Below are 19097 nucleotides of genomic sequence, written 5' to 3' on the forward strand. Positions count from 1 at the left end.
GCACGGTGCTCAGGCGGCATGTGCGGCGGCACTGGCGGCCCACACGGCCCAGACAGGGCCGCGCGGGCAGGCACCCCTAGACGCCGTCCCCGGCCGGAAGTGGACCGGGACTCGAGTCGCCGCGGATGTGCTTGAGGACCAGCTCGGCGCTGATGAGGCACATCGGCACGCCCACCCCCGGCGCCGTGGTCGCACCGGCGAAGTAGAGGCCGTCGACGGTGCGGGAGACGTTCTGCGTCCGGAACATCGCGGACTGGCGCAGAGTGTGCGCGGGCCCGAGCATGCCGCCGAGCCACGAGTTGTAGTCGCGCGCGAAGTCGGTCGGACCGATCGTGTGGCGGACGACGATGCGCTCGGCGAGGTCGGGGATGTCCGCCCACTCCGCGATCTGCGCGATCGCCCGATCGGCGGCGCGCTCGATGAGGGGATCGCCGCTGCCTTCGGGACCACCGCCCCCGAGCCCGGCATCGGCGGGGACGGGGACAAGGACGAAGAGGTTCTCGCATCCCGGCGGTGCCACGGTCGGGTCCGTGGCGCTGGGACGGCAGACGTAGAGCGAAGCCGGGTGGGGCACCCGCGGGCGCGGGCCGAAGATCGCGTCGAAGTTCTCCGTCCAGTCCGGGGTGAAGAAGAGAGAGTGGTGGGGCAGCTGCGGAAGGTCGCCGGTGACGGCGAGGAAGACGAGCACCGCCCCTGGGCCGCTGACCATCCGCGACCACCGGTCCTCCGAACGACCGCGGAGAGCGGGAGGGAGCAGCCGGGTCTGCGTGTGGTGGAGATCGGCGGCGGAGACGACGATATCAGCCCCCGTACGCCGGGCACCTGATCGGGCATCGGTCCAGGTCACCCCGGTCACCCGCGGTCGCCTGCGACCGGTGGTCTCGGTCTCGATCGCCTCGACCTCCGCCGAAGTGTGGATGCGGACCCCGGCGCGTTCGGCGAGACGGGTGAAAGCGTCGACGACCGTGCGGAAACCGCCCATCGGGTAGTCCACCCCCTCGTCGAGGTCGAGGGCGCTCATGAGGTGATAGATCGCCGGTGCCCGGCGCGGGTCGGTGCCGAGGAAGACGGCAGGGTATTGGAGGATCTGCCGCAGACGCGGATCGGACACGGTTCGCTCGGCCCGTCTGCTCAGGCTCTCCGTGAGCAGGCGGGCCAGGGACGGAATCGAGGGCAGGAGCGAACGGTCGAGGACGGAGAGCGGAGAGGTGAACGGGTTGTAGAGGAAGAGCCGCTCGGCCATCGCCTTCGCATGGGCGGCCGAGCGCAGATGGGCCTGCAGGCGCCTGCCCGCGCCGGACTCGCGGTCCTCGAAGACCGCGACGACTCTGTCCCGTCCCAGCGGGACACTCACCGGTGCCGCCTCGGCGGTGACGCTCGGCGCGGTCGACGCGTCCGGGTCGGTGAACACGGTGTAGGCGGGATCGAGGGACACGAGGTCGAGCTCAACCGCCGCGCTCGTGCCCATGAGCGCGAAGAAGTGGTCGTAGACCTCGGGCATGAGATACCAGGACGGGCCCGTATCGAAGCGGAACCCGTCCCGGACGATCCGACCGATGCGCCCGCCCACCTCGGCGTTCTTCTCGAAGACGTCGACACTGTGACCGTCTCGGGCGAGCAGGGCGGCGGTGGCGAGTCCTGCGGCACCCGCCCCGATGACGCTCACCTGCGCCATCACGAACTCCGGCCGCGCAGGGTGCCCAGGGTCGAGCGGGCGAGGAGACGCGCCTTGACGTGGCCGGGGATGCGTATCCGCTCCCGGTAGAGCCGCTCGACGGGGGCGGCGGCGATGGTGTCGATGAGCGCGGCGAAGAGCGCGGTGGCGGCGCCGACGGCGAGCCTCGCGTCGTAGGGCAGGAGCGGGATCGCAGCCTCGGCATCGGCGAGCTGATCACGGATGGTGAGGATCCAAGCGTCCCGCGCACTCGTGCTCAGGCGCGCTTCCTCGGTGAGGTAGCTGCGACCGAGGCGGTCACGGTCGTCGGCGAGGTCGCGGAGGAAGTTGATGTTCTGGAAGGCCGCGCCGAGGCGGCGGGCCCCGCACTCGAGGATGGGCAGCTGAGTGTCGTCGCGGGGGTTGTCGTGGAGGAAGATGCGCAGGCACATGAGGCCGACGACCTCGGCGGATCCGTAGACATAGTCCGCATGCTCCCCGGCGCTCAGGCACCGCACCCCGGGTGCCGCCGGGTGTCCCGCAGGCGATTCGGCGTCGAGATCGGAGCGCATGGCGGCGAAGAACGGTTCGATGAGGTCGCTGCCGATCCCCGTCTGCCGCGCCGTCCGGGCGAACGCGTGGATGATGAGATTGGTGCTCACCCCGCGCGAGAGCGCCCGATAGGTCTCGGCGACGAAGTCCTCGAACATCTCCCCCACCTCGTCGGGCCCCACCCCGGCACTGCTCGGCAACCCGTCGACGATCTCATCGGCGACGCGGACAAGGGCGTAGACGTTGCGGACGTGGGACCGGTGGGAGGGGCCCAGCAGCGCCGTCGCCGCGCCGAACGACGTCGAATACCCGTCGATGACGGACTTCGCGGCCCGCTCGGCGGTGCGCGAATAGGTCTCGAGGGAGGAGCGTTCACTCATCGCCGACGCCTCTCGTTGCGCCGAGCAGCCCGTTCGATGTTGCAGGCCATGGCCGGGAAGATGAACCGGTGGAAGGGTGAGACGAACGCCCAGTAGAGGCGGCCGCGGATGCCGCGGGGGAAGAAGATCGCCCGCTGCCGGTATTCGCAGTCGGGGCCGACCTGGTCGACGGTGAACTCGAGCCATGCGTCTCCGGAGACCTTCATCTCCGCGCGCAGGAGGAGCTTGTGGTCGGGGACGATCTCCTCGACCCGCCACCAGTCGACAGGATCGCCGACCCGCAGGGCATCGGGCAGTCGGCGTCCGCGGTTAAGACCGGCCCCGCCGACGATCTTGTCCCAGAGGCCGCGGATCTTCCACGCCAGCGGCCACGAGTACCAGCCGTTGCGCCCGCCGATGCTGACGATGACCGGCCAGATGTCGGAGACGGCGAGGTCGCGCAGCAGCCGCCGGCGGTCGTCGACGAACGCCTTCTTGCCTGCCCACTGCGGGTCGTTGGGCAACGGCTTCGCCGCCTGTTCGAGCTCCCCCGAATCGGCGTCCCAGTTCGTCGCCACCGCCCCTTCCTTCTCCCGGCGCAGGGCGAGCCGGACCGCCTGGTCGTAGCTGAGCAGTCCCGAACTCGGCGGCGGGATGACGGCGTCGATGTCGTCGTTGCGGGTGACCGCGTCCTCCTGCAGCGACTGGACGAGCGGGAGGGTGAGCGCGAACGGCAGCGGGGTGACCAGCCCGACCCAGATGCCTGAGAGCGTCGGGGCCGGCAGCGGGAGGGCGATGACGTGACGTGGGGGCAGATCGCGGATGCGCGCGAAGTCCTTCATCACCTCGGCGTAGGTGAGGACGTCTCCGGAGCCGATGTCGAAGGCGCGGTTGACCGGCTTCGGGAGGTCGCAGGCGGCGACGAGGTAGTAGAGGACGTCGCGGACGGACAGCGGTTCGACCCGGTTGGCCACCCAGTCGGGCGCGGGCATCCAGCGCAGGGCGTCGGCGAGGTGCCTGATCATCTCGAACGACGCCGACCCGGAGCCGATGATGATCCCAGCCTGGAAGACGATCGCCGGGGTGCTCGAGGCGAGGAAGATCTCCCCGACCTTCGCTCGGGAGCGCATGTGCATCGACAGCTTCGCCGACTCGGGGTGGAGGCCGCCGAGGTAGATGATCTGCCGGCCCCCGGCCGCAGCGGTGGCCTCGACGAGTCTCGTCGCCGCCTGCGCTTCGTGTCGTTCGAAGTCGCGGCCGGAGTTCATCGAGTGGACGAGGTAGCAGACGTCGTCGATGCCCTCCATCGCCGCCTTCAGGCCGGTGCCGTCGTCGAGGTCGACGGTGTGGACGGTGACCTCATCGGCCCAGGGCACCGCGCTGAGTTTGTCCGGCGAGCGCACGCCCACGCTCACGGCGTGCCCGGCCTGGAGGAGGCGGGGCACGAGGCGGCCGCCGATGTAGCCGGTGGCCCCGAGCACGAGCACAGAGCGGGGATGGCGGGCTGACGGGATGGTCTCGGTGAGATCGGTCGCGGCCATCGGGTCCTCGCTGATGGGTAGGCGAGGCGCGTCGCTGCGTCTCGGTGCGGGCCCCTGCGTCCGGATCGGCAGCGGGGACACTGTGGGATCAGACTACCCTATCTCCAAGCCGAGGCGACCGATCCATTGGATGAGGAGCTGAGTCTCCGTCTCGCCAAGGATCTCCGGGTTCGCGGCGGCGCGTTCGATGACCGCGTGCCCGAGGCGGGCATCGGCCTCGTCGCCCGCCCCGGCTGGCCCGGTCCCGGTGATCGCTGCGATTACGCCTTCGCGCACGTGCGCTGAGAGGTCGGGATCGGCTTCGCCGAGGATGATCTGGCGCAGCGTCACCCCGATGTTCGTCGCGATGATGTGGGCGGCCGCCTCCTCGTAGCCGACGACGAGTCGCCCCTCCTCCTCGGCGCGCTTCGTCACTGCCCGAAGCATCTCGCCGGGCCTCGACTGCTTGTCGGGCGAATGGCCGGGCCGGACCTTGCCGTACATGAGCGTATAGAAGCCGGGATTCTCGAGCCCGAACGCGACGTGGGCGTCCCAGCCCTGGCGCAGCGCCTGGATGGGGTCGTGGCTCGGCTCTGCTGCGGACTTCTCAGCGAGGTACATGTCGAATCCGCGTTCGATGACGGCGTCGATGAGTCCCTGCTTGCTGCCGAAGAAGTGATAGAGCGTCGGCATCTTCACCCCGACCGCGTCGCACACGGCGCGCAGCGAGAAGTCCTCTCCCGGCGCGGCGGCGATGAGGTCGGCCGCGGCGTTGAGGAGGCGGGTGCGTGTATCGACCGCCTGTGTATCGAGCGAAGATCCCTCTGTCATATCGCAATACTATCGTGTACTGTCGATATAACGAGATGTACCGACGCTACATCTCGTCTCTGCGGGAAGCCTCCGCGAGGCACCCGCCGCAGAGTCCCTATCGTCACGACCGATCAGGAGCAGACATGACCACCCACACCCTCGAAGGCAAGAACGTCCTCATCGCCGGCGGCGGCAAGAACCTCGGCGGCCTCGTCGCCCGGCAGGTCGCCGAGGCGGGGGCCAACGTCGCGATCCACTACAACTCCGAATCCTCCCGTCCGGATGCCGAGGAAACCCTGGCGGCGGTCGAAGCCGCAGGTGTCAAGGGCGTTCTCCTCACCGGGGATCTCACCCAGCCGGCGAACGTCGAGAAGCTCTTCGCCGATGCCGCCTCGGCGCTGGGCCCGATCGACATCGCGTTCAACACCGTCGGCAAGGTGCTCCGCAAGCTCATCGTCGAGACAACGGAGGAGGAGTTCGACGAGATGTTCGCCGTCAACGCCAAGGCCGCGTACTTCTTCATCAAGGAGGCGGGCAAGAACCTCGCCGACAACGGGAAGATCGTCACGATGGCCACCTCGCTGCTCGCGGCATTCACCGACGGGTACTCGACGTATGCCGGCGGCAAGGCCCCGGTCGAGCACTTCACGAGGGCCGCTGCGAAGGAGTATGCAGAGCGCGGCATCTCCGTCGTCACCCTGGCCCCCGGTCCGATGGACACTCCGTTCCTCTACGGCCAGGAGACGCCTGAGCGCGTCGAGTTCCTCAAGTCGCAGGCAATGGGCGACCAGCTGACGAAGATCGAGGACATCGCCCCGATCGTCCGCTTCCTCACCACCGACGGCTGGTGGATCACCGGCCAGACGATCTTCCCCAACGGCGGCTTCAGCACCCGCTGAGCCCGCGTCCACCCGTTCACCGCTGCGACCCCAGCCCCTAGGCTGAGACCAGCCGACCCAGGAGGAATCATGACCGACCAGTCCATCCCCCAGCCCGTCGCCGACTTCATCGCCACCGTCAACGCCCATGACGACGCAGGCTTCCTCGACTCATTCACCGATGACGCGTTCGTCGATGACTGGGGTCGCACCTTCACCGGCCGTGACGAGATCAAAGGTTGGAGTGACAAGGAGTTCATCGGCTCACAGGGCGTCCTCACCCCTGAGGAAGTCAGCGCTGACGACGACTCCGTCACCGTGGTCGGCGATTGGAAGTCGAACTACGCCAATGGGCGGTCCTCGTTCAGGTTCACCACCAAGGGAGACAAGCTCACCTCGATGACGATCCGCGAGGGCTGACCACATCGGCGGCCGACACCCCGCCCCACGATGATCGCTGCGAGCCCCACCGCTTCGACGCATGTGCCACAATGACAGAGACGCGCATCCGTCACGGCGGTGGGGCTCGCCGTACCCAACCTCGGAGCAGTCCGCTCCGACAACAGTCCCTACCTCGACCGGCGCCAGCATGCCCGAAAGGTAGGAGAGACCATGAGCACCGCCCCCACCCACCTGCGAGCGTCCTCCCTCATCCTCGTCGCTGCGGGCGGCACGCTCGGGACGGCAGCCAGGGAGGCGATCAGTCTCACCGTTCCCTCCCTCGCGGGGATCCCGGTGGCGATCTTCGGCATCAACATCCTCGGCGCGTTCCTCCTCGGACTCCTCCTCTCCGCCCTCGCCCGGCGCGGGCCGGATGAGGGCGCTCGACGCCGGGTGCGCCTCCTCGTCGGCACCGGGTTCATGGGCGGGTTCACGACGTACAGTGCGCTGGCCACGGATGCGGCGCTCTTCCTCGGCGGGGTGCCGGGAACGGAGTCGGCGGGTGGGGTCCCCGCGGTCACCGCCTCCACCGGGATCGGCGTCGGCTATGGGCTCGCGACCGTCATCATCGGCGGGCTCGCGACATGGGCGGGGATCGCCATCGGCGCGCTCACGCGAGCCCAGTGCCCGCACGCTGCGACTCGCACGACCGCGACCCGTACGGCGGGGAGCCGCGCGGAGGCGACAGGCTCCCCCGCCGAGGCGGTCCTTCCGGTGGAATCGGATCCGCACGATTCCGGCGCCGCCGGGACGGGCCGACGGGACGGTGACCGCCGATGACGCCGCTGCTCTTCGCAGGCATCGCCGTGGCCGGCGGGATCGGCGCGGCGGCGCGGATGGTCCTCGACGGACTCATCAGATCGCGGCTGGCAGGGGCCACCCCGTGGGGGACGATCGCGATCAACGTTTCGGGCTCTCTTGTGCTCGGATTCCTCACCGGGCTGGCGGCAGGGAACCTCCTGCCCACGGAGTGGTTCCTCATCATCGGCACGGGCTTCCTCGGCGGGTACACGACGTTCTCGACGGCGAGCTACGAGACCATCCGCCTCCTCGAACAGCGCGCGTGGTGGGCGAGCGCGATGAGCGGGCTCGGCACCCTCGTGCTCGCCACGACTGCGGCCGGCCTCGGGCTCCTGCTCGGCGGGCTGGTCTGATCCGCCTCGGCGGGCTGATCATCTCAACCACCGCCCACCGGCGGATCCTCAGCCTTCTTTCCGGCAATGCACGTTCTGCTCAAATCTCCGCAGATGCCCCCACCCTCACCGCATCACGGCAGTCATCTTGCCTGGTGAGAACGGCAGGTTCACCGGCCTTTACTGTCACGGCCTGACATGCCTAGAGTGGGAACAGAGGTTGCCGTGTGACCTGCAGTCATACGCGTGTCACTCCTCTTCAGCATCGAAGCGAATGGAGAACGAATATGCCTACGCCCGAAGAACAGGTCGACCAGTGGTTCGATCCGAAGAAGCCCTCGACGACCGAGGTGGGAACGAAGCGGGAGTCAGACGCACACTCGCTGAGCGTGGGTCCTGACGGCCCTCTGCTCCTTCACGATGTCGCCCTCGTCGAGAAGATCGCCCGCTTCGACCGTGAGCGCGTGCCCGAGCGCAGCCCGCACGCGAAGGGCTCCGGCGCGTTCGGCGAGTTCGTCGTCACCGGCGACGTCTCGAAGTACACGAAGGCGAAGTTCCTCCAGCCCGGGACGACGACCCCGATGCTCGCGCGCTTCTCCACCGTCGCTGGTGAGCTCGGTTCGCCGGACTCGTGGCGCGACGTCCGCGGCTTCGCCCTGAAGTTCTACACCGAAGACGGCAACTTCGACATGGTCGGCAACAACACCCCGGTGTTCTTCGTCCGCGACCCGATGAAGTTCCCCGACTTCATCCACTCGCAGAAGCGCCTGCCCGATTCGGGTCTGCGCAGCCCGAACATGCAGTGGGACTTCTGGTCGCTCTCGCCCGAGTCGGCCCACCAGGTCGCCTACCTCATGGGACCGCGCGGCCTGCCGAAGACGTGGCGGAACATGAACGGCTACTCCTCGCACACCTACATGTGGGTCAACGAGGACGGCGAGAAGTTCTGGGTCAAGTACCACTTCCTCACCGACCAGGGTGTGGAGAACATGTCGAACGAGGAGGCCGCGAAGCTCGCCGGTGAGGATGCCGACGTCCACCGTCGCGACCTCTTCGACGCGATCAAGGACGGCAACTTCCCGTCGTGGACGCTGCACGTGCAGATCATGCCGTACGAGGACGCGAAGACCTACCGGTTCAACCCCTTCGACCTGACGAAGATCTGGTCGAAGAACGACTACCCGCGCATCGAGGTCGGACGGTTCACGCTCAACCAGAACCCGATCAACCACTATGCGCAGATCGAGCAGGCCGCGTTCAGCCCGTCGAACACCGTGCCCGGCACGGGAGTCTCCCCGGACAAGATGCTGCTGAGCCGAGTGTTCTCCTACCCGGATGCGCAACGCAACCGCGTCGGCACGAACTTCAACCAGCTGCCGGTCAACGCTCCCGTCGTCAAGACGAACAACTACGACAAGGAAGGGCACATGCAGTACCACCACACCGGTGCTGCACCTGTGTACGCTCCGAACTCGTACGGTCGCGCCTACCAGGACACGCAGGGCGTCGTCGACAACGGGTGGGAGGCCGACGGCGAGCTCGTCCGCATGGCCTACACCCTGCACCGGGATGACGACGACTTCGGCCAGGCGCACACCCTCGTCCGCGAGGTCTACTCCGAGGAGGAGCGCCAGGAGCTCGTCAACACGGTCGTCGACATGCTCAAGTCCGATCTCGAGGAACCGGTCCTCTCGAACGTGTTCGCCTACTGGAAGAACATCGACGCAGAGGTCGGCCAGGCTATCGAGGACGGCTACCGCCAGGGCTGATTCGCCCACGGGCACCCGGCCCACCGTCGGGTGAGCCGCGGCCCGGTCCGAGCGCCCGAGCGCCGATCCGCCTCCCCCACGGGAAGCGGTTCGGCGTTCGGGCGCTTCGTCGTCTGGCAATTTAGTTAACTTGGTGAAATACTGACTCCATGAAGGACTCCCCTCGATCACCCGGCGCCCTCCGCATCCTCATCCCCATCGTGCTCATCCTCGCCTGGCTCGCCGTCTTCGGCTTCGGCGGCGCGAGTTTCTCAGACATCAGCGAGGTCTCCTCCGACGAACGGTCGAGCTTCCTCCCCGACAGCGCGGAGTCGACCCGCGTGCAGAACGAGATCACGGAGTTCACCGGATCCGATGCCGTTCCCGCGATCATCGTCGCCGAACGCCGTGACGGCCTCGCCGAGGCGGACCGCACAGGTCTCGAGGAGCTCGCCGACAGCGCGGCAACCACGGTCCCCGGGGCGTCGGCGTCCCCGGTCATCCCCTCCGAGGACGGGCAGGCAGTGGAGATCGTCGTCGCTGTTCCCTCCGACGCCGAGGTCGGCGACGCCGTCACCGCGCTGGAAGCCGAGGCGCAGACGGTCCTGCCGGATGACCTCGGCGTGTGGGTGAGCGGGCCCGCCGGGTTCACCGCCGACCTGCAGGAGGCGTTCAGCGGCATCGACGGCATCCTCCTCCTCGTCGCCCTCGCCGTCGTCTTCGTCATCCTCGTCATTGTCTACCGCTCCCCCCTGCTGCCGATCCTCGTCCTCCTCGAGTCGATGACCGCGCTCTGCGCCGCCGTCCTCCTCAACGTCGCCCTCGCCCGGGCCGACGTCGTCACGCTCAACGGCCAGGTGCAGGGGATCCTCTTCATCCTCGTCATCGGCGCGGCCACGGACTACTCCCTCCTCTTCATCGCCCGGTACCGGGAGGAGCTGCGCGACACCGAGTCGCCGCGCACGGCCGCGTGGCGGGCGGTGCGGGGTGTGCTCGAGCCGATCGCCGCCTCCGGCGGCACTGTCATCGCGGGTCTCCTCTGCCTGCTCCTGTCCGATCTCGGGTCGAACTCGGCTCTCGGCCCGGTCGCCGCGATCGGCATCGTCTGCGCGATGCTCACTTCGCTGACGTTCCTCCCGGCCCTCCTCGCCGTCACCGGCCGTGTCGCGTTCTGGCCCCGGGCCCCGCGGTTCGGCACCGCTCACCCTGTCCTCACCGGCCCCGAGGCGACCGGGCCCTGGTCCCGCATCGGCCGTGTCGTCGCCGCAGGTCCCAAGCGGATGGCCGCCGGGGTCACGGTCGTCCTCGTCCTCGGGTGCGGCGGTCTCCTCGTCCTCGACGCCGAGGGGGTCCCGCAGAGCGAGTTCGTCCTCGGCGAGTCCGAGGCCCGTGACGGGCAGGTCGTCATCGACCGTCACTTCCCCGGCGGATCGGGCACCCCCGCCTACGTCCTCGCTGATGATTCGGAACGGGACAACGTCGCCGAGGCGATCGCCCGGACCCCCGGAATCGACGGGGTCGCGCTCATCGCCCAGGATTCGCCGTCCGGAACCGTTCCCGTCGACGACTCCGGCGAGGTCGAGAGCGCAGGCCCGGCCGGAGGCGGTCCCGGCGGCGCGCAGGCCCCGGCTGCCGAGCCGACCGTCATCGACGGTGAGGTGATGTTCTCCGTCACCCTCTCAGATCCTGCGGACTCCCTCGAGGCCGAACAGACCGTCCGCGACCTCCGGGCTGAGCTGGGCCCCTACGATGCGGCAGTGGGTGGGAGCACGGCCGTCGACCTCGATACGAACGAGACCTCCTCGGCCGACCGGTCGGTGATCATCCCGATCGTGCTCGTCGTCATCACGATCATGCTCGCCCTGCTTCTGCGCTCCCTCGTCGCGCCGCTCGTCCTGCTTGCGACGACGGTGCTCAGCTTCGGCACGGCGCTGGGGCTCAGTGCGCTCATCTTCCAGGTCATCGGCCAGCCGCAGTCGGATCCGTCCGTGCCGCTCTATGCGTTCGTCTTCCTCGTCGCTCTCGGCATCGACTACAACATCTTCCTCATGACCCGGGTCCGTGAGGAGACCTTCGACCACGGCACGAAGGAGGGGACGCTGCGGGGTCTGTCGGTGACCGGAGGGGTGATCACGAGCGCGGGCATCGTGCTCGCCGCGACCTTCGCCGCCCTCGTCGTCATCCCGATCCAGTTCCTCCTCCAGCTTGCGATCATCGTCGCCCTCGGCGTCCTCCTCGACGCCCTCGTCGTCCGCACCCTGCTGGTGCCGGCGCTGGCGATCTGGATCGGCGACCGACTGTGGTGGCCCTCGCGGCTTGCACGTCCGCGCCGCCCCGATGCGCGTTCAGCGACGACGGCCGCGGACGAGTCGTCGGCGACGAGGCTGCTGGCGCGGCGCTGAACGCCGTGGCTGAGTGTTGAACGCAAGGGCGGCGTGGCGACCGCCAGGGCAGGGACCTGTGCTGGGCTTCGAGTGCAGCTGTGTGCACTCGAAGCACTTCGGACTCAAGCGTCGACCCAGTCCGCTGGGGTTGAGTCAGGTGCCCGGTTGGTCGGAGGCGGAGTCTGACTCGGCGTCGGCCTCTGCCCAGCCCTGCCCGCTCAGGGCGATCTCCTCGCGGGTGTCGCGGAGGAAGCGGATGACGACCTCACGTTCGTCCCGGGTGAGTCGGGCTGCGGCGTGGAAGCGCCTCGCCTGCTGCCGACCGACGGTCTCCATCGCCGAGGCGTAGGTTCCCTGCGTGATCGACACGGTCTGCGCGCGGCGGTCGTGCGGGTGCGGGGCGCGGGTGATGTGGCCGCCGCGTTCGAGCCGGTCGAGGAGCTTCGTCGTCGCCGCCGGTGAGATGGTCAGGTGTGCGGCGATTCCGCCGGGTGTGCCGAGGATGTCGCGATGACGGCAGACGATGAGGTAGTGAAGCGCCTTCATGTCCGTGGCGCCGAGGCGCATATAGCGACGGGAGGCCTCGGAGAGCTCCTGCTCGGTGTCGCGGAGCTGACCGAAGGCGGTCATGAGCTCCGTGATCTGCTCGACGTCGGCGGGGTCCATGCCGGAGCGGTCGACGAGGCTCTGCTGCGGGTCGCTGGCGTCGACGTCATAGACGGCCGATCTCTCGACGACTTCGCTCGCCACGCTCTGCTCCCACTCTGCCTCGCCATTCCGGGGCCCATCGCACCCCGTGAGTCTCCCATCCATGCTACAGCGGGGTTTCCGAGCCTCCACCTCCTTCGCCAGGAGCGCCCACGTCTGCCCTCGCCCCACCGTCGGCTTTCTCCGCGAGGAGGATCCGGTTCGAATCCCAGCCTGATTTCGCACTCGATCCTCCTCGGGGGCGACTCCTCAGACCCGCCGCGGCGGCCCACCGCAACCTCTGGCTCCCCCACTCCTCGCTCCGGCGGCGGGTCAGAGTTCGGTGACGATGCCCCAACGGGCGAGTCGGGCCGCAAGCCAGTCGAAGCCGCCACCGTCACTGAGGTCATCGAACGACTGCAGCAGGTCCCCTGGCCGGGCTCGTTCGAACGATGGGGCCGACTGCCCCGAGTCGAAGAAGACGAAGGCCAGTCCCGAGGGATCTCGCCGCGACACATAGCGGATTCCGTCGAAGCCCGCTCGCCAGGCGGCGCGCGCCCAGGGGATCGTCTCCGCATATCGGTCCGACCCGGGAGATGTCAGTTCGTCCGGCGGCAGGTTCAGTGTGTGCATGTCAGCGCCTGCCAGAGAGGCCACCCTGAGGTCCCGGCTCGCACGGACCTGGGCCAACACCCGACCGCGGAACAGCGCGTGGAAGGGCCTCGGTGTCGTCAGGCGCGCGGTCGCGAAGCAGCGTCTCCCAGAGCGCGACGTTCTCTGAAGGCGACGCAAAGAGCGTCGGGACCGGCCTCGCGGGCTCTGCATCATCGAGGAAGAACGAGAACCGCGAGACTGGGAAGACATCGTCCCTCTGCGTCGCCTGGACTGCCAAGGACGTTCCCGGATTGAAGTCGTTCGGCGCACGGTTCGATGGTCCCGGCGAGTACACGCGCAGGAGAACGGTCCCTGCGGAAACCAGATCCTCGGCGGGCTCGAAAGGGTCTGGCGGCGTCGCCACCGGTGGCGCCATCAGACGTCCGCGAGGGCGGCCGCTGCCGTGGAGAGGAACTCGGGGTCTCCCGCGCTCCGCGCCGGCAGGTCGCCTGAGAACCTCGGAGAGGGCGCGGCCGCCCAGATCGCAAAGTCTCGACCGGCTAACCCGAGCTCGTCGAGCATGGCAGCCATCGGAGCGACCCAATCACGGACGGCTCGGGTTTCGGGATCGATCTGGAAGGCGGGATAGAGCGTCCTTCCTGCATGCTCGACGCGGATGAGGCTGCCGGATTTGGAGCGCTGAGCTGCCCAGTTGCGACCGCGGCCGACATACTCAGCCATCTCACCCGCACTGAGCAGACGCGTCTCGTCACTGCCCTCGAGCGCGGCCAGTCGTCGCTGGGATGCCGCCAAGCCCGCAGCGATGGCCGGGCTCGACTGCGCACTCGCGATGCTGCTCTGCAGTTCGCCCTCGAGCACCTCGAATCGCAGCAGGCGCAGATCGTCTTCGAGCTCGTTCAGACGGGTGATCGCAGCGTGGGGAGACAGTCCTCTGAGCGAAGCGCGCAGAGATTTGACAGCGTCGTGGACCGGCTGTCCGCCATCGGTGTCCGCACGCGACCCGGAAACTGCGCCCATCACCCACTCCAATCGTGCGTATCGTGCATTCCATTCTATTGCCTTAACTGCACGAAGGGAACCGATCGAACCACTGGGCGTCGCCGAGGTGGCGGGAAGACAGCCCGGCAGGGCGACAAAGCGCGTCCGCGAGGAGGATCCGGTTCGAATCCCAGCCCGATTTCGAACTCGATCCTCCTCGGGGAGACGCCTCAGACCCGCCGCGCCTCGATGAGATGGCGGGTCGAGTGGGCGACGAACGGGCCGTCGGATGCGATGCGCTCGTGGAGTTCGCGCAGGCGGTCCCGGTATCCCTCGACGGTGAAGCCGGGCACCCACCAGACGACCTTGCGCAGGAGGTAGACGACGGCGGCGACGTCGTGGATCTCGATGCGCAGGTCCGCGGTCCGGAGGTCGACGATCTTGAGGCCCGCCGCCTCGGCGGCAGCGGCCTCGTAGTCGGGGTGCCGCGCCCGCCTGGCCTGAGGCTGGGGGCCGAGGAAGAACTCGATGAGTTCGAAGACACTCGCCGGACCGACGTGCTGGGCGAAGTACGTCCCACCCGGTCGGAGCACGCGAGCGATCTCCGCCCACCAGATCGTCGCCGGGTGTCGACTCGTCACGAGGTCGAAGGCGGCATCGGCGAAGGGCAGCGGGGGTTCGTCGGGATCGGCGACGACGACCACCCCGCGGGGATGGAGGAGGCTGGTGGCCCGTGCGATGTTCGGCGGCCACGACTCGGTGGCTACGGCCGTCGGCGGGAACCGGGCCGCCTCGGCGAGGACCTCTCCCCCACCGATCTGGATGTCGAGCGACGCCGAAGCGGCAGCCAACCTCGAGGCCAGCTGCCGGGCGTAGCCCCACGGGGGCCGCTCCTCAGTGGCGCGGCCCTCGAGCCACGCGAAGTCCCACCCGGAGACGTCGGCGTCGGCGCCGAGGGCGATGAGATCGTCGAAGGAAGTGCTCACCCCGCGACGATGGCGTCGATCGCGGTCGGGTCGGAGGACCGGAGGAACTCCTCGATGCGCGCGGCCTCTTCGCTCTCCCCGATGCCCGCCGAGGCGCGGCCGAGGGCGTAGAGCGCGCGGAGGAATCCGCGGTTGACCTCGTGCGACCACGGGATCGGTCCGGCTCCGCGCCAGCCGGCGGCCCGCAGAGCGTCGAGTCCGCGGTGGTAGCCGACCCGGGCGTACGCGTAGGAGTCGACGAGCCGCCCTTCGGCGTGGGCCTCATCGGCGAGCACCGCCCACGCGAGCGAGGAGGCGGGGAGGTCGGCGACGATGTCGAGGGCCTCCTCACCGGCATCGAGGCGGCGCTGCGCCTCGACATCGGGGTGGTCGTCGGGGAGGAACGTCGGCTGGGGGCCGAGCTGACCGGCGTCGAGGTTGCCGATGTGGGAGGGATTGCCGATGGGCTGCGTCATGGTCGTCTCCTGTTCGCGGGATCGTAGACACGGGACCGCCGAGGCGGGTCCCCCGTCATCGTGTCACATTCAGTTCGTCTTCACGGTCGAGGGCAGGACCGCGTACGGGTTCGTGGCCAGCGCGCCGATGACCCCCTGGGAGGCCAGCTCATCGAGCTGCTTCTTGTCCGCGACTCCGGTCGCCCAGACCCCCAGACCCGAGTCCGTCCAGTCACCGGCGTCGGCGGCGTCGACGGCGACCATCGTGTACCCCTGATCGGCGAGCTCCTTCTCCGCCGTGGCGGTCGTATCACCGACGAACATCGCATCGATCCCGGCGTCGGCGGCGGCGCGGGCCACCTCCGCGTCGGCGGTGCGCACGATCGTCGAGGCCGCCATGTCCGCCTCGGCGATCGCGGCCAGGGCCGGTTCCGCGGTGGCCTGATCCGGGATGAGCGGCACGACCACGGTGCTGCCGGCGACGGTGTCGAGCACCTGCTGCCACGTCATCGGCGTGCCCGGTTCGGTGCCCTTGCGCGGGGGTGTGATCGTCTTCTCCGCGAACTGATCGACGGTGAGCCCGCCGAGGCCGTCGGGCAGCCCCAGCGTCTCAGCCGTCGTCTCGGGGTCGGCGGCGACGACGGTGCCGTCGTCGAGGGTGGCCAGCGTCGGGGCGGGAAGGTAGCCGAACTTGACGTTCTCGGTGAAGGCGAGCTTCGAGTTGGGCGGGTACACCTCGGACCCGCCGTCGAGGGCGGCGACGGCCGGCGGGGTGAGATCGTCGACGGTGAGCCTGTCCTTGTCGCCGAAGACGTTGACGAGTAGGACGACGATGAGGCCGAGGGCGACGACGGCGCCGGCCCACAGGGGCGCGTTGAACTTCTTCGGCTCCGGCTGTTCGGGCATCGGGATGCGATCCTCGCTCATCGGCTGCCGTCCTTCGTCGATCCGGCCCCGGCGACGAGGCCGCGGAGGAAGCCCGCCCCCCAGCACAGGTGCATGGTCGGCAGGATGAGGCCGAACCAGAACCGCTCCCGGCGGCCGCAGTCCTTCGCGGTGCCCGCCGCGGCGACGATGCCGGCGATGTAGGTGACGCTGGGAACGTGGACGAGGGAGGTGAAGCGGCGGACGGGTCTGGGCCACCGCTTCGTGCGCCCGGTCAGCTGGAGGAGGGCTTCGATGACGCTCGCGGCCATCCCGAGGACGAGCAGCGGCGGGGCGAAGTACCGCAGGGAGTTCTTCGACCCGTACCGGCGGATGAGCTCGGCACGCCAGATGCCCGTCGCCCAGAACTGTCGGGCGATCTTCGACCATGTCCCCCGCGGCCAGTAGGTGACCTCCATGTCCGGGTTGAACCAGATCCGTCCCCCAGCCGAGCGGATGCGCAGGTTGAGCTCCCAGTCCTGTCCGCGGCGGATGTCCTCATCGAACCCGCCGAGGTGGTCGAACACCTCCCGGCGGTAGACGCCGAGGTAGGCCGACTCCGACTCGCCCGCCTCGTCGCCGGAGTGGTAGGCGGGCCCTCCGAGCCCGATCGGGGACATGTAGGCCCTGGCCACCGCCTTCTGGAACGGCGACTTCCCGCGGGCGCGCATGAGCCCGCCGCAGTTGGCCGACCGCGTCTCCCGCAGGGTCTCGATGGCCTGGCGGGTGTAGTCGGGTTCGAGTCCCGAGTGGGCGTCGACGCGGATGACGATCGGATGCCGGGTGTGCCGGATCGCGCGGTTGAGCCCGATCGGGGTGGCGCCCTCGGGATTGTCGACGGTCTGGATGCGCGGGTCGGCCTCCGCCATGCGCGAGATGATCGCATCCGTGTCATCAGTCGAGGGGCCGAGGGCGAGGACGACCTCCTTCTCACCGTCGTAGTCCTGGGAGAGGACGGTCGTGATCGCCTGCCTGATGTGCTCGGCTTCGTTGAGCACGGGCATGATGTAGGAGACTCCGGGCTTCTCCGCCAACGGCGGCAGCCCTTCGGGGGTGAGGGGGGTGAGAACGTTCGGCACGCCCTCAATCCTCCCATACCCCCGCCTCGGCGGGCGTGCAGGCGGTCCTCAGCCTCACCGGTCCGTCGGGACCCTCACCTGATGGGCTTCGCCTCGGGTGAGAGCACCCACCAGGCGTCCATGAGGCCCTGGCCCTTCGTGTCACCCGCCGCGGTGTCGTCGGCGAAGTAGTACAGCGGCCAGCCGTCGAGAGTGAGCTGCGGCTTCCCGTCGACCCCGGTGATCGTCGCGAGGTCCCCGGTGACGCCGTCGAGCTTGACCTGGGCACCGCCGGGAACCGCGGGCCACTTCGCCGCGCAGTCGCCCTCGCACGCGGACGCGGTCGCGCCCTGGGTGTCCTTGGCGAACTGGTAGACCGTCATGCCCTCGCCGTCGACGATGATCTCGCCGAGGTCGGTCTCCGCCGTCGTGAGCGTGCCCGCTCCTGCCCCGACGTCGGAACCTCCGCCCGAGGTGCTGGCCCCGTCCGAGGCGGGTGCGTCGTCCGAGGCGGGGGCGCCGTAGCCGCCTCCTCCGTCTCCGGACCCGCATCCGCTGAGCCCTGCGATGATGAGGGTGGAGGCAGCGAGGAGTGCGGTGAGTTTCGTGGACATGGGTTCGATCCTTCCGTCACGGTGCAACCGCAGGCGCGGTTGCCGTATACACGAGACCGCCGTCCGGTCGGTTCACCGCTCACACGTCCTTTTCGAGGATGATCCTGCCTGCGGCGGTGCGGATGGCGATCGTGACGATGTCGTCGAGTGGCACGGCGGTGGCGGCGTCGATGGTCACGGTCCTGCCGAGCACCGCGTTCCACGACGCGGCCTCGCTCGTCCTGCCCTCCCGGTCGGTGATCTCGAGGACGTAGGCCGGAGGCCCATCCGATGTCGTCCGCCCTCCCGCGTCGGGGTAGTCGCAGGAGATCCGGATCTTCGTCCCCCACGCGACCTCCCGCAGTTCGAGGCCCGCGGTCATCGAGGTCGTCACCATCGGGTCGAGGGCGATCGTCGCATCCGGAGCATCGGCGGTGACCGCTCGCGGCACGAACACGAGCGCGGCGACGAGGAGGACGGCAGCGACAGCGGCAGCCAGGGTCCAGACCTTCCGCCGCCTGCTGCGGTGGTCCTCGACCCGTCGCACCGCCTTCTCGAAGAGGGCGTGGTCCGGTGCCGGATCGGTGACCTCAGCGTAGGGTCCGACACGGCCGAGGAGGCCGGGGAGTCCTGCGAGTTCGGCCACTGATGCCCGGCACCGCTCACAGTCCTCCATGTGAGCCTCGAAGCGTCGCCGGTCCTCGGGTGAGAGGGCGCCGAGGACGAAGGCACCGTCCCAATCCGCGTATTCCTCGTGGTCCCCGGTCATCTGCTGACCCCTTTCTCCTTGAGCGCCAGGCGCAGCGCGCGCATCCCGTAATGCAGCCGGGACTTCACGGTCCCCTCGGCGATGCCGAGCTCCTCGGACAGGTCGGCGACCGTGCGCGCCCGGTAGTAGGCGCCGACGATGACGGTCCGATGGGGTTCGCTCAGCGAAGCCAGAGCCTCGTGGACCATCATCGCGTCGAGGACTTCGTCGACGCGGTCGGACACCGGCTCCTCCGGCAGATCCCCGCCGAGAGTCTCCCGCCGTCTCACGGCGCTGCGGGACCTGTCGATGACGATGTTGCGGGCAACGGTGAAGAGCCAGCCCCCGACCTGGTCCGGCGGTTCGGCGAGGATGCGGCTCGTCTTCCATGCCTGCAGCAGGGTCTCCTGGACGACGTCGTCGGCTTCGGCGGCGCTGCCAGTCAGCGACATCGCGTAGCGCCACAGCGGCGCGGCGTGCTGATCGTGCACGTCCTTGAGCGCTTGGGCTCGGCGTCCTCTCACCAACTCGTCACCCCCACATCGGAGCGGGCCTCCGCAGAGTACACGGAACAGACCCACCCAGGGTTCAC

General features: G+C 69.0%; 19 protein-coding genes and 1 pseudogene. 6 read left to right on the forward strand and 14 right to left on the reverse strand.

Annotated features, from left to right (window positions below; genetic code table 11):
• Nucleotides 1–76: 76 nt before the first annotated feature.
• From crtI to J9315_RS15045, 4 genes are all read right to left on the reverse strand, one after another.
• Nucleotides 77–1675, reverse strand: coding sequence for a phytoene desaturase family protein (crtI, locus tag J9315_RS15030; RefSeq protein ID WP_211978214.1), 1599 nt, complete (start codon nt 1673–1675; stop codon nt 77–79).
• Nucleotides 1675–2586 (reverse strand): squalene/phytoene synthase family protein, encoded by a 912-nt coding sequence (locus J9315_RS15035; RefSeq protein WP_119296796.1) that lies wholly within the window; start codon nt 2584–2586, stop codon nt 1675–1677. The genes crtI and J9315_RS15035 overlap by 1 nt, the downstream gene beginning before the upstream one ends.
• Nucleotides 2583–4106: an SDR family oxidoreductase gene (locus J9315_RS15040; protein ID WP_063248932.1), complete on the reverse strand. Its 1524-nt coding sequence runs from the start codon at nt 4104–4106 to the stop codon at nt 2583–2585. The genes J9315_RS15035 and J9315_RS15040 overlap by 4 nt, the downstream gene beginning before the upstream one ends.
• Nucleotides 4107–4199: 93 nt before the next feature.
• Entirely contained in the window at nt 4200–4916 is a 717-nt protein-coding gene (locus J9315_RS15045) for a TetR/AcrR family transcriptional regulator (protein ID WP_119296797.1), read from the reverse strand.
• Between the two features lie 125 nt (nt 4917–5041).
• Here J9315_RS15045 and J9315_RS15050 point away from each other — a divergent pair, with 125 nt between their 5' ends.
• From J9315_RS15050 to J9315_RS15075, 6 genes and pseudogenes are all read left to right on the forward strand, one after another.
• The gene (locus J9315_RS15050; protein ID WP_211978215.1) at nt 5042–5797 is read left to right on the forward strand and encodes an SDR family oxidoreductase; all 756 of its coding nucleotides are present in this window, start codon (nt 5042–5044) and stop codon (nt 5795–5797) included.
• A gap of 69 nt (nt 5798–5866) precedes the next feature.
• Nucleotides 5867–6196: a nuclear transport factor 2 family protein gene (locus J9315_RS15055; RefSeq protein ID WP_063248929.1), complete on the forward strand. Its 330-nt coding sequence runs from the start codon at nt 5867–5869 to the stop codon at nt 6194–6196.
• 192 nt (nt 6197–6388) lie between these two features.
• Nucleotides 6389–6826, forward strand: a pseudogene (locus J9315_RS15060) (CrcB family protein); the annotation flags it as partial.
• A 167-nt stretch (nt 6827–6993) separates the two neighbouring features.
• Nucleotides 6994–7371 carry a fluoride efflux transporter CrcB gene (crcB, locus tag J9315_RS15065; protein ID WP_009380322.1) on the forward strand — a complete coding sequence of 126 codons (378 nt, stop codon included), beginning with the start codon at nt 6994–6996 and terminating at the stop codon, nt 7369–7371.
• Nucleotides 7372–7637: 266 nt separating this feature from the next.
• The gene (locus tag J9315_RS15070; RefSeq protein ID WP_009380325.1) at nt 7638–9119 is read left to right on the forward strand and encodes a catalase; all 1482 of its coding nucleotides are present in this window, start codon (nt 7638–7640) and stop codon (nt 9117–9119) included.
• A 149-nt stretch (nt 9120–9268) separates the two neighbouring features.
• Nucleotides 9269–11500 carry an efflux RND transporter permease subunit gene (locus tag J9315_RS15075; RefSeq protein ID WP_211978216.1) on the forward strand — a complete coding sequence of 744 codons (2232 nt, stop codon included), beginning with the start codon at nt 9269–9271 and terminating at the stop codon, nt 11498–11500.
• A 135-nt stretch (nt 11501–11635) separates the two neighbouring features.
• Here J9315_RS15075 and J9315_RS15080 read toward each other — a convergent pair whose 3' ends face one another.
• The 10 genes from J9315_RS15080 to J9315_RS15125 all read right to left on the reverse strand — a co-directional run bounded on the left by J9315_RS15080 (nt 11636) and on the right by J9315_RS15125 (nt 18996).
• Nucleotides 11636–12232 (reverse strand): MarR family transcriptional regulator, encoded by a 597-nt coding sequence (locus J9315_RS15080; RefSeq protein ID WP_211978217.1) that lies wholly within the window; start codon nt 12230–12232, stop codon nt 11636–11638.
• Nucleotides 12233–12502: 270 nt separating this feature from the next.
• Nucleotides 12503–13033 (reverse strand): RES family NAD+ phosphorylase, encoded by a 531-nt coding sequence (locus tag J9315_RS17585; protein ID WP_349251968.1) that lies wholly within the window; start codon nt 13031–13033, stop codon nt 12503–12505.
• Nucleotides 13034–13198: 165 nt separating this feature from the next.
• Nucleotides 13199–13801 (reverse strand): hypothetical protein, encoded by a 603-nt coding sequence (locus tag J9315_RS15090; RefSeq protein ID WP_211978219.1) that lies wholly within the window; start codon nt 13799–13801, stop codon nt 13199–13201.
• A gap of 191 nt (nt 13802–13992) precedes the next feature.
• Complete coding sequence (locus tag J9315_RS15095; RefSeq protein WP_211978220.1) at nt 13993–14748, reverse strand: class I SAM-dependent methyltransferase; 756 nt, start codon at nt 14746–14748, stop codon at nt 13993–13995.
• Entirely contained in the window at nt 14745–15203 is a 459-nt protein-coding gene (locus J9315_RS15100; protein ID WP_211978221.1) for a DUF3151 domain-containing protein, read from the reverse strand. Before J9315_RS15100 ends, J9315_RS15095 begins: the two co-directional genes overlap by 4 nt.
• 69 nt (nt 15204–15272) lie before the next feature.
• On the reverse strand, nt 15273–16109 hold the full coding sequence (locus J9315_RS15105; RefSeq protein ID WP_211978222.1) for a hypothetical protein: 837 nt from the start codon (nt 16107–16109) through the stop codon (nt 15273–15275).
• Nucleotides 16106–17185 carry a glycosyltransferase family 2 protein gene (locus J9315_RS15110; protein WP_211978223.1) on the reverse strand — a complete coding sequence of 360 codons (1080 nt, stop codon included), beginning with the start codon at nt 17183–17185 and terminating at the stop codon, nt 16106–16108. The genes J9315_RS15105 and J9315_RS15110 overlap by 4 nt, the downstream gene beginning before the upstream one ends.
• Nucleotides 17186–17259: 74 nt before the next feature.
• Nucleotides 17260–17778 carry a hypothetical protein gene (locus tag J9315_RS15115; protein WP_211978224.1) on the reverse strand — a complete coding sequence of 173 codons (519 nt, stop codon included), beginning with the start codon at nt 17776–17778 and terminating at the stop codon, nt 17260–17262.
• A 79-nt stretch (nt 17779–17857) separates the two neighbouring features.
• Entirely contained in the window at nt 17858–18526 is a 669-nt protein-coding gene (locus tag J9315_RS15120) for a zf-HC2 domain-containing protein (protein WP_211978225.1), read from the reverse strand.
• Nucleotides 18523–18996 carry a sigma-70 family RNA polymerase sigma factor gene (locus tag J9315_RS15125; protein ID WP_282959860.1) on the reverse strand — a complete coding sequence of 158 codons (474 nt, stop codon included), beginning with the start codon at nt 18994–18996 and terminating at the stop codon, nt 18523–18525. Before J9315_RS15125 ends, J9315_RS15120 begins: the two co-directional genes overlap by 4 nt.
• Nucleotides 18997–19097 lie beyond the last annotated feature (101 nt).

Source organism: Brevibacterium sp. W7.2 (genome assembly GCF_018137945.1).
Lineage (GTDB): Bacteria > Actinomycetota > Actinomycetes > Actinomycetales > Brevibacteriaceae > Brevibacterium > Brevibacterium sanguinis.

What these genes read in the sequence shown, in the direction of transcription:
- J9315_RS15075 (WP_211978216.1), top strand. Translation starts at nt 9,269, where the DNA reads ATGAAGGACTCCCCTCGATCACCCGGCGCCCTCCGCATCCTCATCCCC.
- J9315_RS15055 (WP_063248929.1), top strand. Translation starts at nt 5,867, where the DNA reads ATGACCGACCAGTCCATCCCCCAGCCCGTCGCCGACTTCATCGCCACC.
- J9315_RS15105 (WP_211978222.1), bottom strand. Translation starts at nt 16,109, where the DNA reads ATGAGCGAGGATCGCATCCCGATGCCCGAACAGCCGGAGCCGAAGAAG.
- crcB (WP_009380322.1), top strand. Translation starts at nt 6,994, where the DNA reads ATGACGCCGCTGCTCTTCGCAGGCATCGCCGTGGCCGGCGGGATCGGC.
- J9315_RS15115 (WP_211978224.1), bottom strand. Translation starts at nt 17,778, where the DNA reads ATGTCCACGAAACTCACCGCACTCCTCGCTGCCTCCACCCTCATCATC.
- J9315_RS15040 (WP_063248932.1), bottom strand. Translation starts at nt 4,106, where the DNA reads ATGGCCGCGACCGATCTCACCGAGACCATCCCGTCAGCCCGCCATCCC.
- J9315_RS15045 (WP_119296797.1), bottom strand. Translation starts at nt 4,916, where the DNA reads ATGACAGAGGGATCTTCGCTCGATACACAGGCGGTCGATACACGCACC.
- J9315_RS15035 (WP_119296796.1), bottom strand. Translation starts at nt 2,586, where the DNA reads ATGAGTGAACGCTCCTCCCTCGAGACCTATTCGCGCACCGCCGAGCGG.
- J9315_RS17585 (WP_349251968.1), bottom strand. Translation starts at nt 13,033, where the DNA reads ATGTCTTCCCAGTCTCGCGGTTCTCGTTCTTCCTCGATGATGCAGAGC.
- J9315_RS15090 (WP_211978219.1), bottom strand. Translation starts at nt 13,801, where the DNA reads ATGGGCGCAGTTTCCGGGTCGCGTGCGGACACCGATGGCGGACAGCCG.
- J9315_RS15100 (WP_211978221.1), bottom strand. Translation starts at nt 15,203, where the DNA reads ATGACGCAGCCCATCGGCAATCCCTCCCACATCGGCAACCTCGACGCC.
- J9315_RS15120 (WP_211978225.1), bottom strand. Translation starts at nt 18,526, where the DNA reads ATGACCGGGGACCACGAGGAATACGCGGATTGGGACGGTGCCTTCGTC.
- J9315_RS15050 (WP_211978215.1), top strand. Translation starts at nt 5,042, where the DNA reads ATGACCACCCACACCCTCGAAGGCAAGAACGTCCTCATCGCCGGCGGC.
- J9315_RS15070 (WP_009380325.1), top strand. Translation starts at nt 7,638, where the DNA reads ATGCCTACGCCCGAAGAACAGGTCGACCAGTGGTTCGATCCGAAGAAG.
- crtI (WP_211978214.1), bottom strand. Translation starts at nt 1,675, where the DNA reads ATGGCGCAGGTGAGCGTCATCGGGGCGGGTGCCGCAGGACTCGCCACC.